This window comes from Halegenticoccus soli (assembly GCF_002844195.1).
Lineage (GTDB): Archaea > Halobacteriota > Halobacteria > Halobacteriales > Haloferacaceae > Halegenticoccus > Halegenticoccus soli.
On the sequence record NZ_PEND01000003.1, the window covers coordinates 222,294 to 245,475 of the forward strand.

A 23,182-nucleotide genomic window follows, 5' to 3' on the forward strand; every position below is an offset into this window, starting at 1 on the left:
GAAGAGGGGACATCGACAATCAGTTGTAGACGTGTCGTTCACCGACGACGGCATTGAGTGTTTAAACCTGATCACAGTCTTACGTACACTTAGATCACCAGACACCAAGTGACGAATGAGATCAACCAAACGTGGTGAACCAATTCATCTCAACGAACGAGCCAAAATGAGCTCAAATCCTCGTTCACGCTACCTCTGAATTGCCATCAACGGTGATGAAGTCTGACTATCTTTGAAGTCTAACTCTCTTACTAGTACTTAATCACTCAGTCGCTCTGTTGGCTCTTCTTGACGTCCACGTCCGCGAATGCGAGGTTGCGTTCAGTTACCTCGACGGTCATCGACCCGATGTCTTCGATTGTGGCGTCGATCGTGTCGCCGCCGGTTATTGCGCTAACCCCCTCTGGCGTCCCGGTAGTGACGACATCGCCGGCTTCGATGGTCATTCCGATTGAGGCGTACTCGACGATGTCGGCACAGCTGTAAATCATCCCGCCCGTATTTTCCTGCTGCCGAGTCTCGCCATTCAATTGAAGTTCCATCTCGAGGTCGTGTGGGTCGTCGAGTTCGTCGGGTGTGGCGACGCACGGCCCGATAACCGTGAAGGTGTCGTACGATTTGCGATTCGATCGATCCTGATCACCTCGAACGGAGACATCGAGAAGGATCGTGTAGCCGAGAATCGCGTCCCACACGTCGTCACTCTCGATATCCTTGACGTCCTCACTCATGACGAAGCCGAGTTCGATCTCATGATCGACACGGCGGTCGTTGAACGGCAGTTCGATGCCATCTTCTGGACCAACGACGCTAGAGGGAGCCTTGAGGAAGTAGCCTTTGTCCTCGATAGTGAACCACTCTTCGGTGACGATATCTTTGTCGGCTAACGCCTCTTCGACGTGGTTTTCGTAGTTCAGCGGCGCTGCGATTACCTTGCCGGGGCGGCGGACGGGCGACTCAATCGTCACTTGCTCGCGGCGATAATCCGGCTCTTTGTCCTCATAGGTGCTCGCGTCAAGGCCCTTGCGGGCGTACTCCTTCAGTGGATCGTTCGTCTGAAGGTCGAGTCGGTCGGTGACGTCGACGATGCCACCGTCATTCAGCAGACCGAGTCGATCGTCGTTGAATCTGACGAGTCGCATACGGGGACCAGTGTGGTCCGTCTACATAAATCATCCTTTCTCGGCTATCGAGCTTCAGCACCACTCTTGCGACGAATATGAGAGGACGGACTCAGTCGCTGGCGTGGATCTGGGCATCGAAGACGTCCTCGGACTCGAAGACGCTACGACAGTCTTCGCACACCATCTGCCCGTCGATCGCGTATTCCCAGAGCTTCCCACCGCAGTCCAGACAGTCAAAGTGCGCCTGAACGAACGGATCGTGCTCAGCGTACGGGTTCTCGAACTCTGCCATATTAACACAGTATGGTCACCAGTTCATAAAGGATTTCCCCCTTTGCTCGTCCGGGTTCAGAAAGAAGCTGATACATCGCATGCCGAGAACCTGACAACGAACCCCACTCGATGTTCGGTAACTGGTGAAACGCCGTTTGCGAGAGGTGGACGTGGTTACTGATCCGCTGCGGACTCGGCGTAGAAGTTGAATGCCTCGAACACTGGACGGTCGGTCATGCCGAGGAGGATGGCTTCGTCGTTTTCGGGGTCGTGGTGATGAGGCTTGTCCGGCGGCACGACGAAGATGTCCCACTGATCCCACTCAAGCGTTTCGCCGTCGACGTGGGTAGTACCCTTGCCCTCGATAACGAAGAAGACCTCCGTGGCATTATGGAAGTGCGCTTCCGTCGCCTCGGTGAGCAGTTGTGCCCGGAACGACATCGTCGGAAACAGTGGCTCTTGGCCCGTTGTCGGGTTGACGTAGGCCATGCTGTAGCCGTCGTAGGGGTCAGGGTTGTTGTTTTCGGCACGTTGGCGGAGCGTCTCGAGGATCTCGGTCCAGCCGAATCGGTACGGTGGCGTCGGCTCGCGAATGCCTTCAAACGGACCCGGAATACCCCCATCGTTTGACTCACCGGCGGGACGAGCGTGCCCGTACTGGGAGTCCCAGTAGCCCTGGGTCTTGGTGACAGGCTGACGCTCGAGTTCATGATTCTCGAAGACGTTCGTCGAGTTCAACGAATCGAGAATGAGTGGCAGATCAAGAACGTCGAGCCACATCGCCGTCTCGTCGGAGTCGTTGACGTGGTCGTGCCACTCCCACTGCGGCGTCGTGATGAGGTCGTTGTTCTCCATCGGGAACTCCTCGCCTGCAACGACCGTCTTCATGTCTTCGGAGCCGTCGATGGTAAAGCGCAAGGCGTTGGCCCCGTGGCGGTGCGACGGCGCAGTCTCGCCGGGTGAGACGGTCTGGACGCCGACATAGATGGTGTTCGAGATGGCGTTCTGCATCCCGGTGTTGATGGGAACGGCGACACGCCGCTGGAAGCCCGGCGGGAGTTCCTCTATCGGCATGTCTCTCTCGACGTGATCGATTGCCTGTTTGATGTCGCCCCACTTCCAGATGTCGGCTTCGAGATCGTCGTAGACGTGCCCCATCGTGTCTTCAACCTCCCACAGCGGTCGGAGGTCCGTCTCCTCGAGGAGACGCCTGGTCTCTGAAGTCAGTTCTATGCGCTCTTCAGGATCTTGCTGTGCCATAGAAGTTGTTTCCGGAAGAAACGCCATAAGTGTGTTGGAGGTTCTCGTGGCGCGACCGAACTTATCCGACTCGCCCTCTTTCCGGAGCGCGTCCGAACCATCCCGTTTTTCCAAATCTTGATTACCGACTCGTCCAATGACATCGTATGGCACGAGGACAATCAGCAGCATACGGTATCGATGCCGACTGGAACCGACTCTACATCGGCGGAGAGTGGCGTGGGTCGGCCAGTAGGGAGACCATAGACGTCGAGGACCCCTCGACGCGCGAGACGGTCGCGACGGTCCCGGCCGGAACCGTGGACGACGTTGACGCCGCCTACGACGCAGCCGCCGCGGCACAGGAGGAGTGGGGACAGACGCCGCCGGCGCGCCGTCAGGAAGTCGTCCAGGAGCTGCTCAGGTTACTGAATGAGCACGATGAGGAGATAATCGGACTGCTCACCCACGAGGCCGGCGGCACTCGCGGGATGGGCGAGACGTCGCTTCACTTGGCGTCCGACCAGGCTGCCGAAGCTGTGACGCTCCCGCGACGGCTGAAGGGCGAACACGTCGTGTCGAACATCCCTGGCAAGGAGAACATCGTCCAGCGCGTCCCCCAAGGGATTGTCACGGTCATCTCGCCGTGGAACTTCCCGCTGAACCTCTCGATGCGGGCGGTCGCTCCCGCAATCGCCGCCGGGAACGCTGTGGTGCTCAAACCGGCGACGAACACCCCCATCGTCGGGGGACTCCTGTTCGCGCGTCTGTTCGAGGAGGCAGGACTGCCCGGCGGGGTACTGAACGTCATTACTGGACGTGGGTCCGATATCGGCGACCGCGTCGCCAGCCACCCTGAGAGCGACGTGATCGCGTTCACCGGGTCGACTGAGGTCGGACGGCGCGTTGCTGCAGCCGCCGGTGAGAACCTTGCGGTTGCCGCGATGGAACTCGGAGGGAACAACGCCCACATCGTCACCGCTGACGCCGACGTTGACGCCGCCATCGACGCCGCCGTGTTCGGGAGCTTCGTTCACCAAGGACAGGTCTGTATTTCCATCAACCGACACCTCGTCCACGAGGATATCTACGACGAATATGTCCAGAAACTCACCGATCGCGCAGAGGGTCTCCCGGTCGGCAGCGCTCACGATGAGGTTGTCGTTGGTCCCATCATTGACGAGTCCCAGCGCGACGAGATGCTCAGCTACGTCGAAGAGACCGTCGACGCTGGAGCGACGCTCGAAACAGGTGGTGAAACGGTCGAACTTGAGGGCGTTAACGACTCGCTGGTCGTTGCTCCGACGGTGCTCTCGGACGTGACCAATGAGATGGCCGTCGCTTGCAACGAACACTTCGGTCCGATCGCGCCGGTCATCCCCTTCTCGAACGTCGACGAGGCTGTCGAACTTGCCAATGCGACCGAGTACGGTCTCTCGGGGTCGGTCCAAGCGGGCGACATCGGCATGGGAAAACGCATCGCCGATCGCATCGAGACCGGGATGATCCACGTCAACGACCAGCCAATCAACGACGAGGCGCACGTCCCCTTCAGCGGCACTGGCGCCTCCGGCGTCGGCGGCTATAACAGCGAGGACTTTCTGGACGAGATTACGGAGAAAAAATGGATCTCGCTCCAGCACGAACCCCGCAAGTTCCCCTTCTGAACCGCTAACCCGCAACTAGTAAGAACGTCCCGCGAGGGAGGTGGGACGCCCATCGCCTCTCTCGGAACGTCGAGTTTCAGAAACGCCACGCCGTCACCGACGCTTGCGGATGAGATGGATTTACAAGGTATCGACACGGAAACAGACCATGGTGTTAGAACCGGATATTGAAGCGGTCGCCGAGCAGCGTGACACCCTACCGGAGGCCAGCGATGTCTACGACCACGACGAAACGCCCCACGTTACCGATCTGTTCGACGTGGCGTTCATCAGAGCGCACACCGAGTTCGAGTCGTTCGACGAGATGGTCGCCGCAAGCCCCAGCGACGCCGCTTCCGCCGACGAATTAGAACGGGTCCGTCACGGGGAGTGGGACGAGTTTGTCGCCGAGACGACCGACTTCAAAAACGAGAAGGCACTGGTGATGGCTGCCCGGGACCACTGGGTCGCTAAGAGATTGGACCTGACCTAAGCAGGTCGCACTCATCGCTGCACTGTTACCTGCACGCTCGTCGCTGGACGAGCGAGGTTACGGTTCAGTAAAACGAGAGAAGATGTCAGTAAGGGCGACTCAGTAGTTTCCGGTCGAGACGATCGGCGGCGCACCGTGGGGACCGTACGGTGCATCGTCGAGCCACTCGCCGGCGACCTCGAAGTAGTCGGCGAGTTCGGCGGCCGCCTCCTTTCGGAGGACCGTCAGGGGGTCTTCGCCCTGGAGATACTCGAGGGCCTGACCAGCCGCGTCGAGATTGTACTCGGCCGCCTTCTCGCGGCGGGCGGCGAACAGTTCGACTTCGTCGCGCGCAACCGCCTCCGTGCGCGCGTTAAGCGCCACTGCGATGGCCGAGGCGGCCTCGTCGGCGTCAGCGATGCCGGAGTTCATTCCGCGGGCACCGAACGGCGCCAACAGGTGGGCCGCCTCGCCAGCCAGCAGCACCCGCCGGTGTTCGTCGACGAACGAGTCCGCCATCACCTGGAGGAAGTGGTACGTTGAGACCCACTTTAGACTGTCCGCATACTCCTCACCCATGATATCGTGGACGAACTCCTGCATTCGCTCAGTGCTGCTGAGTTCGTCGGGGTCGTCGCCCTCGATACACTGGATGTCGAGGCGCCAGCCGCCGGTGAATGGCACAAGCAACACATTTCGGCCGTCAGCCTCGGGAGCATCGTAGTGGAACAATCGTTCGAGGTCGGGGTGATCGTCGTCGATCTCCTCGTCTTCGACGTCGGCGATGATAAAGGCGTTCTCGGACTGATTGCCCTCGAAGTTTGATCCAATCTCCTTGCGAACGGTCGACCCGCCGCCGTCGGCGCCAATCAGATACTTGGCCTCCCACTCCCGACCGTCGGCCGTCTCGACGTGAACACCGTCGGGTGAGGATTCCACTGACCTGACTTCTGCTTCCCAGTGGATGCCAACTCCGATATCGGCCAGCGCCCCCAGCATATACTGCTCGGTGACGACCTGTGGGACGCTCGTGAAGTGCGGGATGTCGCCGGATCCACCGGGTGAGTCGTATGTCCGGTTGAACACTTCTTTCCCGCGGTATAGTGTCCGGCGAGTCGGCCAGACGAGGCCCTCGTCGACGAGGTTCGTGCCTAACCCGGGATGGACACGTTCGAGCGTCCGAAGAGTCGAACCGTGGACGTAGATGGCCCGACTCCCCGAGCGGTCTCTGTCTTCGGGTTCCGCCTCGAGGATGGCCGTTTCGACTCCACGTGCGTGCAACGCCAGTGCCGTCGTCATCCCGACCGGTCCGGCGCCTGCTACCAGTACTGGTACGTCGCTCATGAGAACCAGTGACGAAATACGGCAGTATAGTAGTTGTGGTCGTACACCGTACGATGAACAAGAGATTACAAAAATCGAGTATCCGTGTGTCAGGATTACATCTACCGGGAGCGTTCTAACTCCAGCAACGATTCCAGTTCTTCAGCGTCTGTGAGTTGTGTATTGAGGTCGACGCTCTCACTGGTTCACCGCATCGGAGTGGCTCACTTCGTAACGGCTAACACTGACCACAAATGTGAGATGGCCAAAGGAGGCACGATGGCGTCATCCGTCGACGGACTGTAATTCATTTCGAACTACTTTGCGACACAGTCGACTTGGTCGGCTAGCCAGCAGGTGTTTAGGATATTAGATGAGCCCTATGGTTACAGCACCATGGGTCAATACGGCAGCGATAGGGATGAGCAGCACCGTTCGGAGAATTAACAGTGCAGTGAGGTCGCGAATCCGCATGGGGATGTCGTCGAACATGTCGACCATCATCGGGAGCGATGCGGCGAAGAAGATCGCCTGCGCGCTTGTGACGACTACGACGAAGACTTTCGTGACCAGATCGGCCTTGACGACGAGTGTCGCGCCAATGAAGTACTCACCGGCACCCGCGAGAATCGCCGTAGCGGCCATCTGGGGATCCGGAATACCGAGGGCAGTCATCACAGGGACGAGCGGTGCTGCGAGGTACTCGAAAAACGGTGTGTACGCTTCAAGCGCGAGCACGCACGTTCCAATCGTTAGCACCGTTCCGAGGATCATCGCGGTGAGTTTCGTTCCGTCGACGAACCCGTTGAGCGCAGCACGGGGAATCGATTCACCCTCTCGTGCGGTTCTCACACCCTCATTAAAGGCAAAACGGAGATAGTCGGTAGGGGTTCCAGTGAACATCGGTTCTGGGTCAGGCTCGGCGACGTACTCCTCCGGGACCGTCGAGAGCGGTGGAACGCGAACAAGGACCACCGCTACGATAAGCGTCGCAATAAGGTAGAGCAAAACGAGGATGGGGAAGATATCGAGCAGATCCAAGACGGCGGCAACCGCACCGACGGTTCCGAGGTTGGCGGTCGCAAAACAGGTACAGATCACGAACACGTCGCGCTTGTTGTACCCACCGCGATCGAAGACGTTGCGGGTGAGGTAGTATCCGATACTGAACGACCCAAGCCACGACGCCGCACTGTCGAGGGCTGAACGACCCGGGAGATCGAACAGCGGACGCATGATCGGTTGGGCTAACGTGCCGATGAACTCGAGACCGCCGAGTTCTGCGAGGAGGTTGACGAAGATCCCTCCGAGCGGGATGACAAGAACGATGGTGATCATAAGGACATCCCAGGCGATGCCTCCGACGGCGTCGCCGAGCAACCAACTCGGACCGACGCCAAAGAACATCATGACTCCAAGGAACATCGCAGTTACGCGAAAGGTCCAGAACAATTTCGACGTTTGCCAGTAGTCGACCTCGACGAGCCTCCGGGCTCTCTCGCTTAGGGCGATCGTCCCCTGGTAGTGTAGCATCGAGATGGTCGTCAGAATACCGCCAGCGAAGAGAACTAGCAGCGTAAACACCTCAACGGCAAAGACCGACGTATCGGTAATGAGCGTCATCAAGACATCAAGGGGGATTGTCGTCTGCCCTTCCCATTGAACTGGGAAGAGGAAAAAGAACGCGCCGGTTGCGAACGCGACGATGAACTTCAACGTCGAGTGTAACCCTTTGTCGACGAAGTGTACCTCGTTGATTGATTTTACCGTGGGAGTCACTGTCTCACCCGATATGTGATCGTCATCTTCCCAGCTCTGGCTACCGAACATATTCCGACAAACCGTATCATGGGTCATAAAAACACCGATCACATGTCCACTAACATTCTATTAAAATAATCGTTGAGGAAGCTATAACACAACTGAATTCTATGGCTAACTGGTAGCGTCGCGCTGGTGACCAAGACAAAAGGAAGATCACTTGTGACGGCCTGTCCTGAAGAAACGGTAGACCCAGTTTCGCGGTTGGCTCTCTGCTGGCCTAAGGAATCTCTTTCCTTGTAGACTACGTGGAAAGAGGCTCGTAATGGGCGCGGATGTTCTAAGAGAGCTGTTCCGTCGCCAGAGCTATGGTAAACCCGGTCTCACGAAGCTGAGTGGTGGTATTGAGCGACGCTACTCGGCCGTACTGAGTATTACTGGTCTCTCAGATTTGAGAATCACGTCTTGCGTGACGCTCCCGAAAAGTGCTTTTCCGGTCGGCGACCGTTTTCTGCCGGCTATGCTTATCACATCGACATCAAGTTCGTCGGCCGTATCCAGGATCTTTCGGGTCGCGTCACCGCTTGACTGGCGCACATCGACGACGAAACCTGCCTCTTCCAGCCGCGTGGTAGCTTCTATGACCGATTTGAGTTTCTTTGCATCTGCCTCGTTGTCGCCACGGAAGACGTGGAAGACGACAACTCGGACACGGTCGGACTCCAGCGGTAGCGTGGTGAGCGATGCGACCTGGTTTTTCGCCCGGTCGACCTCAGTGTCGATGCAGAAGAGTACCGTTTTCATCTACTGATCACTCGATCCAACTGGGTCACTGTGGACTCCACCGATCGATTCGTGGTCTCCCATCTGTTTAACCTCGTGTTTGTACCCGATTACTTCCTATCGTTATATTATTTTTTGTCCCTTGTTAGCACAGTTCAGTTGTTTCCGTGTCTGACTCCATCTAAAACCGGCTCCCCTGACGGTCTCGGGTGCCAATTCGGAGCGTCGACGACTAGTAACCCGCAAACGAATGGTGGAGTTTTTGTGTGTGTCTACCGCATGGGTGAGCGTGCCACAACCTGCCAACGATAGAGACGACGACCTTGACGAACTCGTCGCGAATCTCTTAGTTCGTGACGCGGACGTCCATGCGGCGACACTGGACGCGATCACTGCGAAGGGTGATCGGCGTGTCGTGCCGCATTTGATCGAGATACTGATGGTTCATGAGATAGCCAGCAATTGGGACCAGTTTGGCTTCCCTGAGGTGCTTCGAGAGCACAGTCCACCGCGGTATCTCGAATTACCGGAAGCACGCTGGCCAGGCGTCCGCGATGCATTACGGAGCATCGCTGAACCGGACTACGACTCCGGGTACGCTTGGGTCGAGTGGGAAAGCTGGTACTCACAACAGGATATCGACCCGCTTGAGGGATTCGATGAGTGGAAACTACAACTCTATCGGTCGTTCCTTCCACCTGCGGGTCGACTACTCGACGCTGAATCGCGAGCGTTCGACCTCCAAGACGTTCGCTGGGGAAACTGCGATCCGTCGTTCCTCGCTGCGTGCAACGAACCGAACTTCGCCCCCGGCGACGCCGTCTCGACAGACGCAGAAGGAGACGAGATGGAGGGGGACTACGAACGCTATCTTCGACCAACTGACACCGTCTTCGGCCTCACCATCGACGACACCGCTTACGCTGTTCCCCGATGGGTACTGTTTCCCCATGAACTTGCGAACCTCTCACTCAAGGATGAATCAGTGACGCTTAGCTTCTGTACGCTCTGTAACGCTCCCATCTGCTACGACCGGAACGTCGGCGACCGAACGCTGACATTCAACAATACGGGAATGTTGCTCACAGGGAACAAGATCATGTTCGACGAGCAGACCGAGAGTCTCTGGAGCCAACATCGCGGAGTGCCGATTGCAGGCGAGTACTTCGAAGATGAGTCCGACATCCGTCTCGATATCCGTCCAGTCACGCAGACCACGTGGGGAGAGTGGCGCGAAACGCATCCCGAGAGCCTCGCACTCGACATCGAGACCGGGTACGACTTTAACTATCACTTCTACGAGAACAACATTGGGTTCTTCCGCCACTATTGGAATGACGAGAATGCAATACAGCCCGGAGTAACCACTGAAGAAGGACAGTTACCGGAGAAGACCGACGTCTACGGGGTAGTCACCGACGACGGGACGACCGTCCGCGTCTATCCCATCGAAGAAATCGACGAAAACACCATCGAGACAGACGTGATCGACGGGCGGGCGATAGTCGTCCTCCGCGACCCCGCAAACGACGTCGCCGTCTACGAAGCCCCGCTGACACCAGTTAAGCGCGACGGCGAGGTGCTCGTCGATGGCAATAGCGAACGCTGGAGAGTCGCTCACGACGCGCTTGTGAGCGAGGCGGACAGCCGAGAACTGCCTCGCATTCCCGGCCGCCACGGTCTGTTCTTCGCGTTCCGGTCGCAGTACGACCGCGTCGAAGTTGGGTCGAAGGACCGTCGCCGCTCTCAGTGACCCATCTGTTTGCACGTCGTCCGGCAGTGTTCACTCAGCGCCTAGGGTGATTCAACTGGTATCAACACCACTCTCCAAGGCGTCTCGCAGGTCGTCGGGGATCGTAACGCCGTGGTCGCCGCCGATCGGGACGCAGACGCGGTATTCGGCCCCGTCGAAGACGACCTCACCGTCGTGGGTCGCGTGGTAGTCGAACCGAACACTTGACTCTCCGACGACTGTCTGCAGTTCAATCTCGACCTCGTCGCCCCCCTTCACTTGTCCGTGGAAGTCGAACTCTATCGAGACGAGAGGGAGACCTAGTTCGTGTCGCTCGTGGAGTTCCCAGTAGGGCCAACCGATCTGCTCCATGAACATATCCGAGGTCTCGTGGAGTGCGTCGATCATTCGCGGATAGTGCGCGATTCCAAATGGGTCCGTATCCGAAAACCGTACGGTCCAATTGCGTGTGAAACTCATGCGTCGATACTCGAAACGAGTCCGGACATCGTATAAGTCTATTGCCACGCTCATGTGAGAGGGATATCATCTCTGGTAACCAGATGGATCTATGCGTAATTACAAATCGGTGGGTAAGAGTACAATGAGCGAATTTATGGCGCTCACCGTACAACGTGCTATCACAGATGAACGCTAGGAATAGGAAACGGCCGACTTAGACGATGTCTTATTTCCCTTGATGAGAACGGTTTCGAAGGGATCCCAGGACCGAGCCCGGCAGAGTAACTGTGAACCACTGTTCATGAACCGAAACAACAACGTTACTTGCTCGTATCATGAACCGATGATCATGGCGCAACACAGACAGACCGAGCCGGTGCACGACCGAACGGGATCCCATGGGTTCGGTGTCACGCTTGTTGTCCGTAGTCGTCATCTGAACGAGTTATGACTACGAGTCCGACCATTGCTGGCGACGATACCGACACTGAACCAACAGCGGACGCGCGTGCCGAGTATGACTACGTCTCGGACGATGTCGACCGCCCGGATCTCGTCCGCGATCTCGACTCGCGCGTTGACGGCGACGTGCGCTTCGACAAGTACACCCGGCAGCTGTACGCGACCGATGCCTCCGCCTACGAGGCGGTCCCCATCGGCGTCGTCTTCCCGACGTCGACCACAGACGTCGCGAGCATCGTCTCCTACTGCGCCGAACGAGAAATCCCCGTTCTCCCGCGTGGTGGCGGGACGAGTCTCGCCGGACAGGCAGTCAATGAGGCGGTCGTCCTCGATTTCACCCGGTATATGGACGACATCGTTGACATCGATCCCGATGACCAATTGACGCGCGTCCAGACCGGTGTCGTTCTCGCCGATCTCAACGAACAACTCGCGCCGCACGGACTGAAGTTTGCGCCCGATCCGGCGGCGGGTGACCGCAGCGTCGTCGTCGGCGCCATCGGAAACAACTCGACAGGTGCGCACTCGCTGGTGTACGGAAAGACGGACGCGTATGTCGAAAAGTGTGAAGTCGTGCTCGCCGACGGAACGGTTGTCACACTCGGCGAGATAGATGTCGCCGACATGCGTGAGCGAGCGGATCCGGTGGGAAATATCCTCGAACGCGTCTTCGCGGAACTTATCCGCATCCTTGACGACGAAAGCGACGAGATCCGAAATCGGTTCCCGAACCTGAAGCGCAACGTCTCCGGGTACAATCTCAACGTACTCGTTAAGGAGGCCGAGACGGGGACCGTCAACCTTGCGCGATTACTAGCCGGGAGCGAAGGCACTCTCGCCATCGTCACCGAGGCCGAACTCTCGCTCGAACCCCTTCCCGAGACAAAGGCGGTGTCGCTGTTGTTCTACGAGAGCGTCCTTGAGGCCGTGACCGACGTCCAGTACGTTCTCAAACATGAGCCAGCGGCGGTCGAACTTATTGATGACGTCCTCATCGGTCTTGCGCGCGAGACGGCCGAATTTCAGGAGATCGCGGCGCTCGTCCCTGACGGTGCTCAAGCCGCTCTGCTGGTCGAATTCTATGCCGAGGATAACGACCACGGGCGCTCACAGACCGCCAACCTCTTCGCCGACCGTGTTCCCAAGGACGACAGCGAGGGTGCCGAATCCACAGACCGTCTGGACGACGACGAGACACTCTCCTTCGAGGGCCTTGAAGCCCACGAAGCGGCCGAGCGAGAGACGTTCTGGAAGCTACGCAAGGCAGGACTTCCGATATTGCTCTCGCGGACGTCCGATGAGAAGCACATTAGCTTCATCGAGGATTGTGCAATCCCGCCCGAGCACCTTCCCGCATTCGTTGAGCGGTTCCAGTCGTTGCTCGTTGAGATGGGTCGTGACAGCGACGCGGCGTTCTACGCCCACGCTGGACCTGGCGTGCTCCATGTTCGCCCACTGATAAACACAAAAGCCGGACGCGACCGCGAGGACATGGTCGCCATCGCCGATGAGATAACCGATATGGTTGTCGAGTTTGGCGGCTCCGTCTCTGGCGAACATGGCGACGGCCGAGCGCGGACTCAGTGGAACCGGAAATTGTACGGCGATAACCTCTGGGAGTCGTTCAGGAGTCTGAAGACAGCGTTCGACCCCAACTGGCTGCTCAACCCCGGAACCGTCTGCGGTGACCATGACATGCTCGAGAACCTCCGGTATGACGATGCCTACAGTTACGACGCCGGCTTCGAGCCGGCGTTGAACTGGCGGAACGAGAATGGGATGCAGGGGATGGTCGAACTCTGTCACGGGTGTGGTGGCTGCCGGGGTGGACAGGAAACCACCGGTGGCGTCATGTGCCCGACCTATCGGGCAGCCAACGAGGAGATCGCGGCCACTCGAGGTCGCGCGAATCTCCTTCGGCGTGCGATGAGCGGTGACCTCCCGGACGATCCCACGGACGATGAGTTTGCCGAGGAGGTACTCGACCTCTGTATCGGCTGTAAGGGCTGTGCGCGTGACTGCCCGAGCGAGGTCGACATGGCAAAACTGAAAACCGAGGTCCAGTACGCCCGCCATCAAGAGCAGGGAGCGAGCGTACGCGATAGACTCTTCGCCAACTTCGACCGACTCGCCCCCCTTGGCAGTGCACTCGCGCCGCTTTCGAACATGGTGGAGTCGCTTCCCGGTGCCGGAGCTATCGCCGAGCGAACTTTAGGTATCGCCCGCGAGCGGTCGTTGCCGACATTCCACCGCGAGACGGTCCAAGACTGGTTCGAGGCCCGTGGCGGCTCACGCGTCCCTGAAGCCGAGGCCGAGCGAACGGCCGTCTTCTTCGTCGACACGTACACCAACTACAATCATCCCGAGGTCGGCAAAGCGACGGTCCGCGTCCTTGAAGCCGCCGGCGTACACGTCGATGTAGCGAGACGGACAGACAGCGGCCGACCAGCGCTCTCGAAGGGATTCATCGACAAGGCACGGGAGTCAATGCACTCGAACGTCGCAGCACTCGCACCTCGTGTTGACGATGGGTGGGATGCCATCCTCGCGGAGCCCTCCGACGCAGTGATGTTCCAGTCCGACGCGCTCGACCTCCTGGACGGTCGGTCCGTGGAGTCCGTTGCAGCGAACGCGTATGGTGTCTGTGAGTATCTCGACGCGTTCCGCCTCGACGAGAACATCGACTGGGACGCGCCCGCCGAATCGGTAGTCTACCACGGCCACTGCCACCAGAAGGCCACGAAGAAAGACCACCATGCCGTCGGTGTCCTCCGACGTGCGGGCTACCAGGTGGACCCGCTCGACTCCGGCTGTTGTGGCATGGCGGGGTCGTTCGGCTACGAGGTCGAACATTACTCGATGAGCCAGTCCATCGGCGATATCCTCGTCGACCAGATCGCAGACAGCGATGCCCGCGTCGTCACCGCACCGGGCACATCCTGTCGAACTCAACTCGGCGACAGATGCCTCGATCCAGTTCCCGAAGATAGTTCGCTGGCTGGCAGTAACCTCGACGGTGAAGAACCGCCGACGCCGATCGAACTGCTCGCCCACGCAATCTCGCGGTGACAGTTACATCCGCAGCCGTCTTCGGTGACACGCCGTCGACCGATGCCGTTAACGCCAGCGTTCAGATTCGGACGAGAATATCGCCATCCTCGACTGTACAATCGAAGGTGCCGATACGCTGGCCTGACGCCTCGTGTTCGCCCGTTTCGAGATCCCACTCCCAGAGGTGCCACGGACAGGAGACGGTGCAAGCCTCGGTGTCGACGCCACCGCGTTCGTCGGTCCAGGTGTCCTCGGCATTGATCTTTCGCTCTCCGGCCTTACAGAGCGGGGCGTGCTGGTGAGAGCATCGATTGCTGATCGCGTAGTACTCATCGCCGGTATTGAACACGGCGATTTCAATCCCGCCGACGTCGAACCCTTCACCCTCGCCCAGAGGGATATCACCGACCTCTGCTACTTTCCGGAAGTTCTCGGTGTGAGCCATCGTTCAAATAGTGAGGATTTCTTTTGCGTTTTCACTCAGTATCCGCTTACGCGTCTCCTCATCGAACGCTCTTGAGGTGTAGAACCACGTCGGCGGATCTAGCGTCTGGTGAGGCCAGTCGCTTGAGTACAGGAACATCTCGTCTGCGAGCGAGAGATCTAACAAATTTTCCGCCTCGCCCGCGTTCCGTGGCAGCGCGAACGGTTGTGTACAGAAGTAGACGTTATCGCGGAGGTACTCGCTCGGGAGACGTCCAAGGTAGCGCTCGCCGGACTCCATCTTTCGCGGCGTAATCTGAATATCTTCGGGATGCATCTCGTAGAACTCGTCCATTCGGTAGCGAAGGAAGGGGACCCACCAGTGTCCTCCCTCCTGGATGACGACACTAAGGTCGGGATATTTATCGAAGACGCCTCGCATGATCATGTTAACGACAGTGACCATCGCGTGTATCGGCCAGTCGAACCCGAGCACTTCAGTCCAGGTGAGCATATCGTCGCCGATGTAGGAGTGCTGCGGCCAATACGCGAGCGACCCATGGAGCAATAACGGGAGGTCGTGCTTGACGAGCGCCTCGAAGACAGGGTCGAACTGTTCGTTGCCCCACGGCACCTTCGGGTCAAACCACGAATACCCCGCGACGATGCCGTCCTCGTCGGCGAGACGGTCGATTTCTGAGACGGCGTAATCGGGGTCCCATTTGGGAACCATCATCGCGGTGTAGACACCTTCGTCAACGAAGTGGTCGAGCATGTAGTCATTGGCCGCCTGACAGACCGCGTTCTTCAGAACGGGATGGTGCTGGAGGTTAAGATTGTTAATTCCCGGGTTGACGATGGGTTCATCGATGGCGAGCGGCGCGCAGGCTTCGCGGACATCCTCGGCGTACTTGGCGCGACCTTGCGTAAACAACCCCTCTTGTCCCTCCTTGATACCGTAGGCGGCGTCCCACTTCCCCATCACTGGCGTCGCGCCGAACTCGGTCGTTAACTTGTCCAACGCACGGTCGTCTTCGACGTATGCTAACAGTTCGTCTTCGAGAGGATTGACATGGAAATCCAGATCAACGATTTCGTCGTCGAACGCCTGCTCCGGAGCCTCGGCAACCCCCCTGATTCGCTTGATTGATGACTCCATACGACAAACGATACCGAATCACAGATATTCAAAGTTCGGGTAGATATCCGACTGCTGTATTTGCGTTAGCCCGAGAGGTCTTTAAACTCATATCCGGTAATTTCGAACAAAGATGGGGAGAAAATCGTCGCTGATCCGTACTCCCGCGGAGGTTTGACGAACATCGCACGTCCACCCGTATCACAGAAGATCGAAGAGCCCGTTAGCTACGGACAACCCGACGATCGCCTTCTCTCGAACACGTCGAATCTCGTCCGACTGTTCTAGATGCTCTGTGTCGGTCGCGTCCCAGTTCGACGCATCCGATCGGAAGATTGGAGAAGCTTTTTTATGGTGCCTTTCACAGAATCATCACGATGAACGACAACTCATTCGACGTTTCTCCCCGCGACATCACGATTCTAAAAGCGCGTGTCGCCAATCCCACAGCGTCGACGCGAGAACTCAGCGAAATTCTCGAAGACGAGTACGGAATCTCGCTGTCGCACAACCGTATCAACGAGATCCTCCGAATGATGTCTGAGGAGGAAATCTTCCGTGAGACGATTCTTCCGAACCGAGAGATGTTCCGTCATTACCTGTTCCGTCTCTCGTTTAACTTCCCGAAGTTCGAGGAGAATTGGCGTGAATGTTATAATGTTCTTCAAAACGATCCGCACGTTCTGATGTTTTTCACGGCAGATAGTAACTACCAGTGGCACGTTATCGCGCAGTTCCGGACAGACAACAAAATGGAACGCTGGGTGCATGAGTTCTTTGTCGAGCATGGCGAACTCATCGACCAGTTCCACAACACGATGCTCCACAGTGTTCATAAGTTCAAAACCGAAGCGGCGATCTTCGACAACATCCTTTTGGAAACTGAAGAAGGACAGAAATATCTCGAGTACGAAAAGGAATAACATTACAAGTACCAGAACAATCGATCAATCACCGGCCGTCATAATCGTTTCTTCGTAAGCTATATTACAATATTCGTCAATCAACCGATATGGGTGTAGCCGACTTCTTAGACCCGAACGGAATTGCCGTCATTGGCGCGTCGAAGACCCCCGGCAAACTCGGGAACGACGCAATGACTAATATCCGGTCGTATGATGGTGACGTCTACCCGGTTAATCCTTCCAGTTCGGGGAGCGTCTACGGATACGAGTTCGTCGACTCGGTCAGCGAGGTCGATGCCGACTTAGCGTTGTGTTGTGTGCCTAGCCCCATCGTTCCGGAAGTCCTCGAAGAGTGCGGCGAGAGCGGGGTCGGCGCAGCCGTGATATTTGCCGGCGGATTCGCTGAAGTCGACGCGGAGGGCCAGAAACTCGAAGAAGAGATCATTCGGATCGCCGCAGAGTACGATATCACAGTTCTCGGACCGAACACAGCAGGGTACTGTATTCCTCACTTGGACCTGTACGGTTCGTTCGTCCCAGAAATCCGCAAGGTTGAGACGGGAAACGTCGCCATTCTCGCCCAGAGCGGGGGCGTCGGCATCACCTCCGCGTTTCAGTTTGACCGCGAAGGCTACGGCGTGTCAGCGATGTTCGGACTCGGTAACCGGGCGACCGCGGACTTTGCGGAACTTATTCCGATGCTTGACGATGATCCTCGGACCGAGGCGATTGGGGTCCACATCGAGGGCACCGACGATATCGAGAACACCCTCGAAGCCTGCCGAAGCGCAGAGACACCGATCATCGCCTACAAGGTCGGTAGCGAGAATCTCCGCGAGTTCGTCCACTCACACACCGCCGCACCGATTCAAAGCCGCGAAAGCTACGAAGACGCACTCGCCGAGGAGGGAGTCGTATTTGTCTCGTCGGTGACCGAGCTGCTGGACGCTAGTCGCGTTATCGCTAACTCGCCCGTTCCGAATGGCCGGAACGTCGGCGTCGTCACGGCGCAGGCCGGACCGGGAATCATCATTGCCGACGAACTCGACGAACGCGGCGCCGAATTCCCCGAACTGATGAGCCAGACCCAAGAGCGAGTTGACGACCTCCTACAAGGGATCACCTACACGGGAAACCCGGTTGACACCGGTCGACCGTTACCCAAATTTGGTCAGGTCATCGACGCCGTCGCCCGTGACGAGAACGTCGACATCGTCATCGTTTACGAGATCTACGAGGACTCTCTCGGGTATCCCATTGAAGAACTTGAAACCCTCGCCGAGGAGGTCAATAAACCCATCCTCTTTACAGTTGCCGGACCAGCTGATTCTCTTGAAGAAGAACGTCTCCAGATGGAGGAACGTGGGATCCCGACGTTCCAAGCGCCAGAACGGGGTGCGCACGCAGCTGCTGCACTGATCAGTTCGATCGACGGTGCGTAAGTCGCTAAACGCTTGAAGAGCTGATTTTTCAATCCGTTTCGCCGATGGTGAATACGGCGCGAACACTCTCAGCGCTAGTTCTAAAACAGAAGAGCGACTAGTAAAGGAGGGTGAAGAACGCAAACTGAAGCGGGAGGAGGACAAGAATTGATACGACCGAACAGACGACAGTCGTCCGGATGACTTCCCTCGTGTTAGCAACTCCTTCAGCTAAAATCGTAACGAGAACCGCCGACTGGTAGGGGAAGAAGTATGAGCTCAACGCCAGCGCTTCCGACATCAACACAGGTGTCAGCGGCAGGCCCACATTCTCTGCGTACGGAATAAGGATAGGCGTGAGTACACTCGCAACGGCCAACCCCTCCATCAGAAACGTGAGCAAGAACGTGATACCGAAGACGACCGCGAAGATGATCGCCAACGATGCATCCGTCGGAATCAACTCAAGTAGGTAGTTGGCCGCATCGGCAGTAAAGCCCGTATATGCCAGCCCGTCACCGATTGCAAACACGGCGCCGATGAAAAACAGAATCGAGAAATCGGTGTCGCCCACGTGCTGGAAGTCGGCTACACCGATACTTGGCAGGAACGCGAGCACGACAACTGTGACCGCACCGACGACCGGGTGGAACCCGTGGAAGAAGTCGGTCGCCCAAATACCAGAGCCTAGGAGAAGAAAAACGAGCATGCGCCGCTCGGCGCTTGTCGCATCGTCTCGGGATAGTTTCGGGAGATCGACATTCGAGGTGGGGTCAGGTCGGAACAGACAGTAGACGACACCAGAGACGACTACTACGCGCGTCAACCCCATAAGAGGGTACATGTGAAACAACCACTCTGTCCACGAGATGTGATGGTTTGCAATAGAGCTCCCGAATCCGGTGATTATGATGTTTGGTAGGTCCGCGGTGAGAACGCCGGAGGAACCATAGAATGTGGCAAAAGCAGGACCAAGGAACAACCCGACTCGTGCATCTCGGTCGTCGAAAACCTTACCAATTTCCGTGAGGATCGGTGCAATGATGAGAATGCGAACGAGTGACGAGGGAATGAGAAAGGCGAAGGCGTGACCCCCTATTGAAAGGGCAACCAGAAGCCGCAGATAGGTTCGTTCGGTCTGGTCACTGGCTGATTCAGAGACGGTATGGGCTGTAATACGAGTCCCTGCCAAGTTGGCGAGACCGCTCCGGCGAGTCGCTTCGCCCATCAACAGCCCGAATCCAATGAGCCACGTAGCTGGTTTTTGAAATCCAATTAGCGCACGGTCGGTTGAGAACACAACGGCGATGAGGCCAATACCGATCAACCCAGTGTAGGCGGGTTTAATCGGCGTAGAAATCCAAAGGACAATACAGAATGCCGTAATCGAAAGCATCCATGCGACGTTCCCTTTTTCAGGAACCATCGCATAGGTTGTCACAGCGATAACCGTCGCAAGGAGGAATGCGATCGGCGGGGATCGAAGTTCCTCGATCAAAGTCCAGCGATCCATCAGGGATAATCGGTCATACCAATAGGTTAAATTTGTCGGCATACCTGTACTCATCTCCGGAAAGAGACGATGCCGACGTCTCCGCTCCGAGTCGTTTTTATGTTTATCTCCTTCGGCGCGGCTCAATCCGAGATGCACGCGGTCCACTCGGTACCTTACTCGGTGTTGGGAGACGCGTCAGGACTGAATGTGCGCAGGAACCCCCCATATGGGAGTTCTGCTCTGTGTGGCTTCCTTGACCGGTCTCCTAGCAGCGTCACAACTAGTCGACCGATTCGATCTCTCGGAACTGCTGACCGAGCGTAACATAATGGTCACGGGTACGCGCAATCTGATCTCGTTGATCTTCTGTGAGCGGTCGGGTTTCTGCCGGAGTTCCATACGCTAGATACCCTGAGGGAATCGTCTGGTCCTGCAGCACCACGGCGTTTGCCGCGACGATAGCGTGTGATTCCACTGTCGCGCCACGCAGAACGGCGCTCTGCATCCCAATCAGCGAGTTGTCCTTGACGGTCGCATAGTCAAGGACTGAACTATGGCCCACGGTTACCCCATTACCCACCCTAGCTCCGTGGATCATGCTGAACTCTTGCACGTTTGTTTCATCGCCAACTTCGACAGACCCTGCGTCACCACGGAGGCAGACGAATGGCCAGATGCTAGACCGCTGTCCGAGCGACACATCCCCGACAAGGTAACTCATCTCCGAAATGAAGGCGTCGTCGGCCACCGTGGGGGTGGCGCCGTTGTATGGGTATTTTGGACACATGTCCCAGTCTCTGTATGTGGTGCTTCGCCCTAATTCCATCGCTACCGATGGCTCCGAGGATACTCGGTAGTAAACTGTGCCAATGAATGGCGCGGTGAGTGTGAGCGGATAACATTTATAACCCTTGATTCCGATCAACGGTTATGTTCAAATCGAGGCCGTGGCAGTCCGAGGAGCAACGCACGTGGCAACCTAGCGATGAGACCAGTAAAAAAGCGACTATTCATGATATTGATGTGACGAATATCGAGCCTACTCCCGGACTTCGATTCCTGTTTGCATTCGGGCTCGGCGTGTTCTTCTTTCTCGTGCCCATTTCTTGGAACGGACAATTGACCGTTCCATTCGATGTCGCTGCCAGCGCGATTACCACACGGTTCCCCGTGATTGTTGGCATAGTTGGCCTTGCGGTACTCACACTAGGTGGTGTCATGACGACCGTGGCTCAATTGCATCAGAATGGCGTTATTTCACTCTCTGACGATATGGAAGAACGACTTGACCTCTCCTATTGGGAAACTACCCCGCTTTTCTGGATGCTTCGAATTCTCGGCATCGGTGTGGGGGCGTTGCTATTCTTTAAACTCGGCCCAAGCGTGCTTCACACGAAAACTGTTGGTGGGTTGGTGTGGAGCATTATTGTTCTGAGCGTCGTCGTCATCATCCCGCTCGGAGCGGCCTTTGTGAATCTGCTCGTCGAACTCGGCGGATTGGAATTTGTCGGCACTCTCACGCGACCGTTCATGCGACCGTTATTTCGCCTACCAGGGAGAGCAGCACTCGACTCGGTCGCATCCTGGATTGGGGCGTTCACCGTTGGATATTACGTGACGTACAACGTCTTCAACCGTGGAGGTTACAACAAGCGCGATGTCTTCGTTATAGCAACTTGCTTCGCACCGGTGAGTATCGGCTTCGTCGGCGTCATCGTCTCGACGGTTGGACTTCTACATCTCTTTCCAGTGATCGTTGTGTCTTGGCTGGTCGCAGTAGGTATCTGCGCCGTAATCCTCGTCCGTATTCCGCCACTCAGTAACGTACCCGAAGAGTACATCGCTGAGCCAGATCCCGAAACTCCCTTCACTGGATCGCTGACCGACTACTTCCGCTTCGCGATCAGCGAAGCCATGGACGAGGCCCAAAACGGACGAATCGTTAAGACGGCCGTTACAGGCTTGATCGACGGGCTAAAAGTCACCGCCGTCATTCTCGGTACGGTTGTCACAATCAGTACAGTCACGCTCTTACTGATCGCCGAGACCAACGTCTTTCAGCTCATCTCTGCCCCACTCGCGCCGCTAATCGCTGTTTTCGGGATTCCTGACGCGAACTTGGTCGCGTCCGCAATCCTCATTAGTGGAGTTGAACAGGTTTCAGCGGCCGCAGTCGTCGCTCAGGCGAGCACGACAGCCCGCTTTTTCGTCACAATCATCGCCATTTCGCAGATCATCTTCTTCGCGGCGTCTGCCCCGATGATGGTAGATATGTTCAACGATATCCCAATTAGATTCCGTGACCTCGTCATCGTCTTCTGTCTTCGAACGGCCATTCTCATTCCTGTCGCCGCAGCACTTACTCACGGGGTAGCTTGGTTAGGACTTCTCTGATGGGGTGATCTTAGCACTCAGTGCTCGCTTTGTCAGCACCCCAACCAAACGCGAAGGGAGCAATTACCGACCGAAACAGGACGAGAAGAAAGACGTGACGGACCGCGCCTGTTAGGCGGTGAGGACGCGTTTGATTCCTTCCTCGATGCGTGGCGGGTTCGGCAGGTAATAGTCCTCCATCGAAAGCAGTGGAACTGGCACGTCGAACCCGGTGATTCGTTCGATCGGCGCCTTGAGGTACATCAGTGCTCGATCGTTGATGCAAGCGATCAGCTCCGAGCCGAATCCGCCAGTCCGGGCCGCCTCATGGACGATCAGTGCTCGCCCGGTCTTCTTAACCGACTCTACGACCGTTTCATCATCGAGTGGCGAGATTGTCCGGAGGTCAATTACCTCTGCATCCACGCCAAGGTTCTCAACAGCCTGCAGCGTAGGATACATCATTGCCCCCCACGAGATAACGCTCAGTTCGGATCCCTCCCGTCGGATGGCAGCTTCGCCAATGGGCTCTTCGTACGACTCCTCGGGCACTTCATCTCGAAACGACCGATAGATTTGCTTCGGCTCCATGACCAGCACTGGATCAGGATCGCGGATGGCGGCTGTCAGAAGCCCTTTTGCATCCCGTGGCGTACTCGGAACAACGACCTTCAGCCCTGGCAGGTGTCCATAGACGCCCTCTAAGCTCTCCGAGTGGTGTTCAAGTGCCTTGACGCCTGCGCCATAGGGCGTTCGAATGACCAGCGGTGCGCTCCACTCACCACGCGTCCGCCAACGGATTCGGCTGGCGTGCGTGACCAGTTGGTCGAATGCCGGGGGAAGAAAGCCTGAAAATTGAATTTCAGCCACTGGACGGTACCCATACATCGCAAGGCCAGCAGCACCGCCAACAATAGCGATCTCCGATAAGGGTGTATCAAGAACGCGATCATCACCGAAGCGCTCTTTCAACCCATCAGTCGCTCGGAAGACACCACCGCTCTCTGCAATATCCTCACCGAAGATGAGCACCCGCTCGTCCGCGTCCATCTCCGAGTGCAGTGCATCGTTAATCGCACCGACGATTGTTTCCTGCATG

Annotated in this window: 19 protein-coding genes; 7 read left to right on the plus strand and 12 right to left on the minus strand. The window is 57.2% G+C overall.

Annotated elements, in window-relative coordinates:
• Positions 1-266 precede the first annotated feature (266 nt).
• The 3 genes from CNO20_RS09570 to CNO20_RS09580 form a co-directional block, all read right to left on the minus strand.
• A complete protein-coding gene (locus CNO20_RS09570) occupies positions 267-1,142 on the minus strand; it encodes a fumarylacetoacetate hydrolase family protein (protein WP_101295926.1) in 876 nt (291 codons plus the stop codon).
• A gap of 91 nt (positions 1,143-1,233) precedes the next feature.
• Positions 1,234-1,416, minus strand: a complete 183-nt coding sequence (locus tag CNO20_RS09575; protein WP_101295927.1) for a hypothetical protein — start codon at positions 1,414-1,416, stop codon at positions 1,234-1,236.
• A 155-nt stretch (positions 1,417-1,571) separates the two neighbouring features.
• The gene (locus CNO20_RS09580; protein ID WP_101295928.1) at positions 1,572-2,657 is read right to left on the minus strand and encodes a cupin domain-containing protein; all 1,086 of its coding nucleotides are present in this window, start codon (positions 2,655-2,657) and stop codon (positions 1,572-1,574) included.
• A gap of 146 nt (positions 2,658-2,803) precedes the next feature.
• On the opposite strand from CNO20_RS09580, the gene CNO20_RS09585 reads away from it, so the two are divergent.
• Together CNO20_RS09585 and CNO20_RS09590 are read left to right on the plus strand one after the other, a co-directional pair.
• Complete coding sequence (locus CNO20_RS09585) at positions 2,804-4,303, plus strand: aldehyde dehydrogenase family protein (RefSeq protein ID WP_101295929.1); 1,500 nt, start codon at positions 2,804-2,806, stop codon at positions 4,301-4,303.
• A gap of 148 nt (positions 4,304-4,451) precedes the next feature.
• A complete protein-coding gene (locus CNO20_RS09590) occupies positions 4,452-4,775 on the plus strand; it encodes a hypothetical protein (protein ID WP_101295930.1) in 324 nt (107 codons plus the stop codon).
• Positions 4,776-4,874: 99 nt separating this feature from the next.
• Here CNO20_RS09590 and CNO20_RS09595 read toward each other — a convergent pair whose 3' ends face one another.
• The 3 genes from CNO20_RS09595 to CNO20_RS09605 form a co-directional block, all read right to left on the minus strand.
• Positions 4,875-6,098 (minus strand): FAD-dependent monooxygenase, encoded by a 1,224-nt coding sequence (locus tag CNO20_RS09595; RefSeq protein ID WP_101295931.1) that lies wholly within the window; start codon positions 6,096-6,098, stop codon positions 4,875-4,877.
• Positions 6,099-6,446: 348 nt separating this feature from the next.
• Positions 6,447-7,907 (minus strand): YjiH family protein, encoded by a 1,461-nt coding sequence (locus CNO20_RS09600; RefSeq protein ID WP_101295932.1) that lies wholly within the window; start codon positions 7,905-7,907, stop codon positions 6,447-6,449.
• A 345-nt stretch (positions 7,908-8,252) separates the two neighbouring features.
• A complete protein-coding gene (locus tag CNO20_RS09605; protein ID WP_101295933.1) occupies positions 8,253-8,642 on the minus strand; it encodes a universal stress protein in 390 nt (129 codons plus the stop codon).
• Positions 8,643-8,910: 268 nt separating this feature from the next.
• Between CNO20_RS09605 and CNO20_RS09610 the strand changes: the two genes are divergently transcribed.
• Positions 8,911-10,374: a DUF3179 domain-containing (seleno)protein gene (locus CNO20_RS09610; protein WP_158237385.1), complete on the plus strand. Its 1,464-nt coding sequence runs from the start codon at positions 8,911-8,913 to the stop codon at positions 10,372-10,374.
• Positions 10,375-10,425: 51 nt separating this feature from the next.
• Here the strand turns inward: CNO20_RS09610 and CNO20_RS09615 are convergent, their stop codons facing one another.
• Entirely contained in the window at positions 10,426-10,833 is a 408-nt protein-coding gene (locus CNO20_RS09615) for an acyl-CoA thioesterase (RefSeq protein ID WP_101295935.1), read from the minus strand.
• Positions 10,834-11,262: 429 nt separating this feature from the next.
• Here CNO20_RS09615 and CNO20_RS09620 point away from each other — a divergent pair, with 429 nt between their 5' ends.
• On the plus strand, positions 11,263-14,346 hold the full coding sequence (locus tag CNO20_RS09620; protein ID WP_101295936.1) for an FAD-binding and (Fe-S)-binding domain-containing protein: 3,084 nt from the start codon (positions 11,263-11,265) through the stop codon (positions 14,344-14,346).
• A 61-nt stretch (positions 14,347-14,407) separates the two neighbouring features.
• Here the strand turns inward: CNO20_RS09620 and CNO20_RS09625 are convergent, their stop codons facing one another.
• Together CNO20_RS09625 and CNO20_RS09630 are read right to left on the minus strand one after the other, a co-directional pair.
• A complete protein-coding gene (locus CNO20_RS09625; protein ID WP_101295937.1) occupies positions 14,408-14,773 on the minus strand; it encodes a Rieske (2Fe-2S) protein in 366 nt (121 codons plus the stop codon).
• Positions 14,774-14,776: 3 nt separating this feature from the next.
• A complete protein-coding gene (locus tag CNO20_RS09630) occupies positions 14,777-15,910 on the minus strand; it encodes an amidohydrolase family protein (protein WP_101295938.1) in 1,134 nt (377 codons plus the stop codon).
• A 356-nt stretch (positions 15,911-16,266) separates the two neighbouring features.
• On the opposite strand from CNO20_RS09630, the gene CNO20_RS09635 reads away from it, so the two are divergent.
• Together CNO20_RS09635 and CNO20_RS09640 are read left to right on the plus strand one after the other, a co-directional pair.
• Complete coding sequence (locus CNO20_RS09635; protein WP_101295939.1) at positions 16,267-16,812, plus strand: helix-turn-helix domain-containing protein; 546 nt, start codon at positions 16,267-16,269, stop codon at positions 16,810-16,812.
• Between the two features lie 89 nt (positions 16,813-16,901).
• Positions 16,902-18,236 carry a CoA-binding protein gene (locus CNO20_RS09640; RefSeq protein WP_101295940.1) on the plus strand — a complete coding sequence of 445 codons (1,335 nt, stop codon included), beginning with the start codon at positions 16,902-16,904 and terminating at the stop codon, positions 18,234-18,236.
• 97 nt (positions 18,237-18,333) lie between these two features.
• Here the strand turns inward: CNO20_RS09640 and CNO20_RS09645 are convergent, their stop codons facing one another.
• Together CNO20_RS09645 and CNO20_RS09650 are read right to left on the minus strand one after the other, a co-directional pair.
• Complete coding sequence (locus CNO20_RS09645; protein ID WP_101295941.1) at positions 18,334-19,728, minus strand: SLC13 family permease; 1,395 nt, start codon at positions 19,726-19,728, stop codon at positions 18,334-18,336.
• A 262-nt stretch (positions 19,729-19,990) separates the two neighbouring features.
• Positions 19,991-20,431 carry a gamma carbonic anhydrase family protein gene (locus tag CNO20_RS09650; RefSeq protein WP_143423203.1) on the minus strand — a complete coding sequence of 147 codons (441 nt, stop codon included), beginning with the start codon at positions 20,429-20,431 and terminating at the stop codon, positions 19,991-19,993.
• Between the two features lie 209 nt (positions 20,432-20,640).
• On the opposite strand from CNO20_RS09650, the gene CNO20_RS09655 reads away from it, so the two are divergent.
• Complete coding sequence (locus CNO20_RS09655) at positions 20,641-22,104, plus strand: YjiH family protein (protein ID WP_101295942.1); 1,464 nt, start codon at positions 20,641-20,643, stop codon at positions 22,102-22,104.
• A gap of 111 nt (positions 22,105-22,215) precedes the next feature.
• Here CNO20_RS09655 and CNO20_RS09660 read toward each other — a convergent pair whose 3' ends face one another.
• Positions 22,216-23,181: an alpha-ketoacid dehydrogenase subunit beta gene (locus tag CNO20_RS09660; protein ID WP_101295943.1), complete on the minus strand. Its 966-nt coding sequence runs from the start codon at positions 23,179-23,181 to the stop codon at positions 22,216-22,218.
• Position 23,182: the final 1 nt, after the last annotated feature.

Coding starts and splice junctions, on each gene's coding strand:
- CNO20_RS09605 (WP_101295933.1), bottom strand. CDS start 8,642: ATGAAAACGGTACTCTTCTGCATCGACACTGAGGTCGACCGGGCGAAA.
- CNO20_RS09660 (WP_101295943.1), bottom strand. CDS start 23,181: ATGCAGGAAACAATCGTCGGTGCGATTAACGATGCACTGCACTCGGAG.
- CNO20_RS09600 (WP_101295932.1), bottom strand. CDS start 7,907: ATGTTCGGTAGCCAGAGCTGGGAAGATGACGATCACATATCGGGTGAG.
- CNO20_RS09580 (WP_101295928.1), bottom strand. CDS start 2,657: ATGGCACAGCAAGATCCTGAAGAGCGCATAGAACTGACTTCAGAGACC.
- CNO20_RS09570 (WP_101295926.1), bottom strand. CDS start 1,142: ATGCGACTCGTCAGATTCAACGACGATCGACTCGGTCTGCTGAATGAC.
- CNO20_RS09650 (WP_143423203.1), bottom strand. CDS start 20,431: ATGAGTTACCTTGTCGGGGATGTGTCGCTCGGACAGCGGTCTAGCATC.
- CNO20_RS09635 (WP_101295939.1), top strand. CDS start 16,267: ATGAACGACAACTCATTCGACGTTTCTCCCCGCGACATCACGATTCTA.
- CNO20_RS09615 (WP_101295935.1), bottom strand. CDS start 10,833: ATGAGTTTCACACGCAATTGGACCGTACGGTTTTCGGATACGGACCCA.
- CNO20_RS09625 (WP_101295937.1), bottom strand. CDS start 14,773: ATGGCTCACACCGAGAACTTCCGGAAAGTAGCAGAGGTCGGTGATATC.
- CNO20_RS09585 (WP_101295929.1), top strand. CDS start 2,804: ATGGCACGAGGACAATCAGCAGCATACGGTATCGATGCCGACTGGAAC.
- CNO20_RS09655 (WP_101295942.1), top strand. CDS start 20,641: ATGTTCAAATCGAGGCCGTGGCAGTCCGAGGAGCAACGCACGTGGCAA.
- CNO20_RS09575 (WP_101295927.1), bottom strand. CDS start 1,416: ATGGCAGAGTTCGAGAACCCGTACGCTGAGCACGATCCGTTCGTTCAG.
- CNO20_RS09595 (WP_101295931.1), bottom strand. CDS start 6,098: ATGAGCGACGTACCAGTACTGGTAGCAGGCGCCGGACCGGTCGGGATG.
- CNO20_RS09620 (WP_101295936.1), top strand. CDS start 11,263: ATGACTACGAGTCCGACCATTGCTGGCGACGATACCGACACTGAACCA.
- CNO20_RS09645 (WP_101295941.1), bottom strand. CDS start 19,728: ATGGATCGCTGGACTTTGATCGAGGAACTTCGATCCCCGCCGATCGCA.
- CNO20_RS09590 (WP_101295930.1), top strand. CDS start 4,452: ATGGTGTTAGAACCGGATATTGAAGCGGTCGCCGAGCAGCGTGACACC.
- CNO20_RS09630 (WP_101295938.1), bottom strand. CDS start 15,910: ATGGAGTCATCAATCAAGCGAATCAGGGGGGTTGCCGAGGCTCCGGAG.
- CNO20_RS09640 (WP_101295940.1), top strand. CDS start 16,902: ATGGGTGTAGCCGACTTCTTAGACCCGAACGGAATTGCCGTCATTGGC.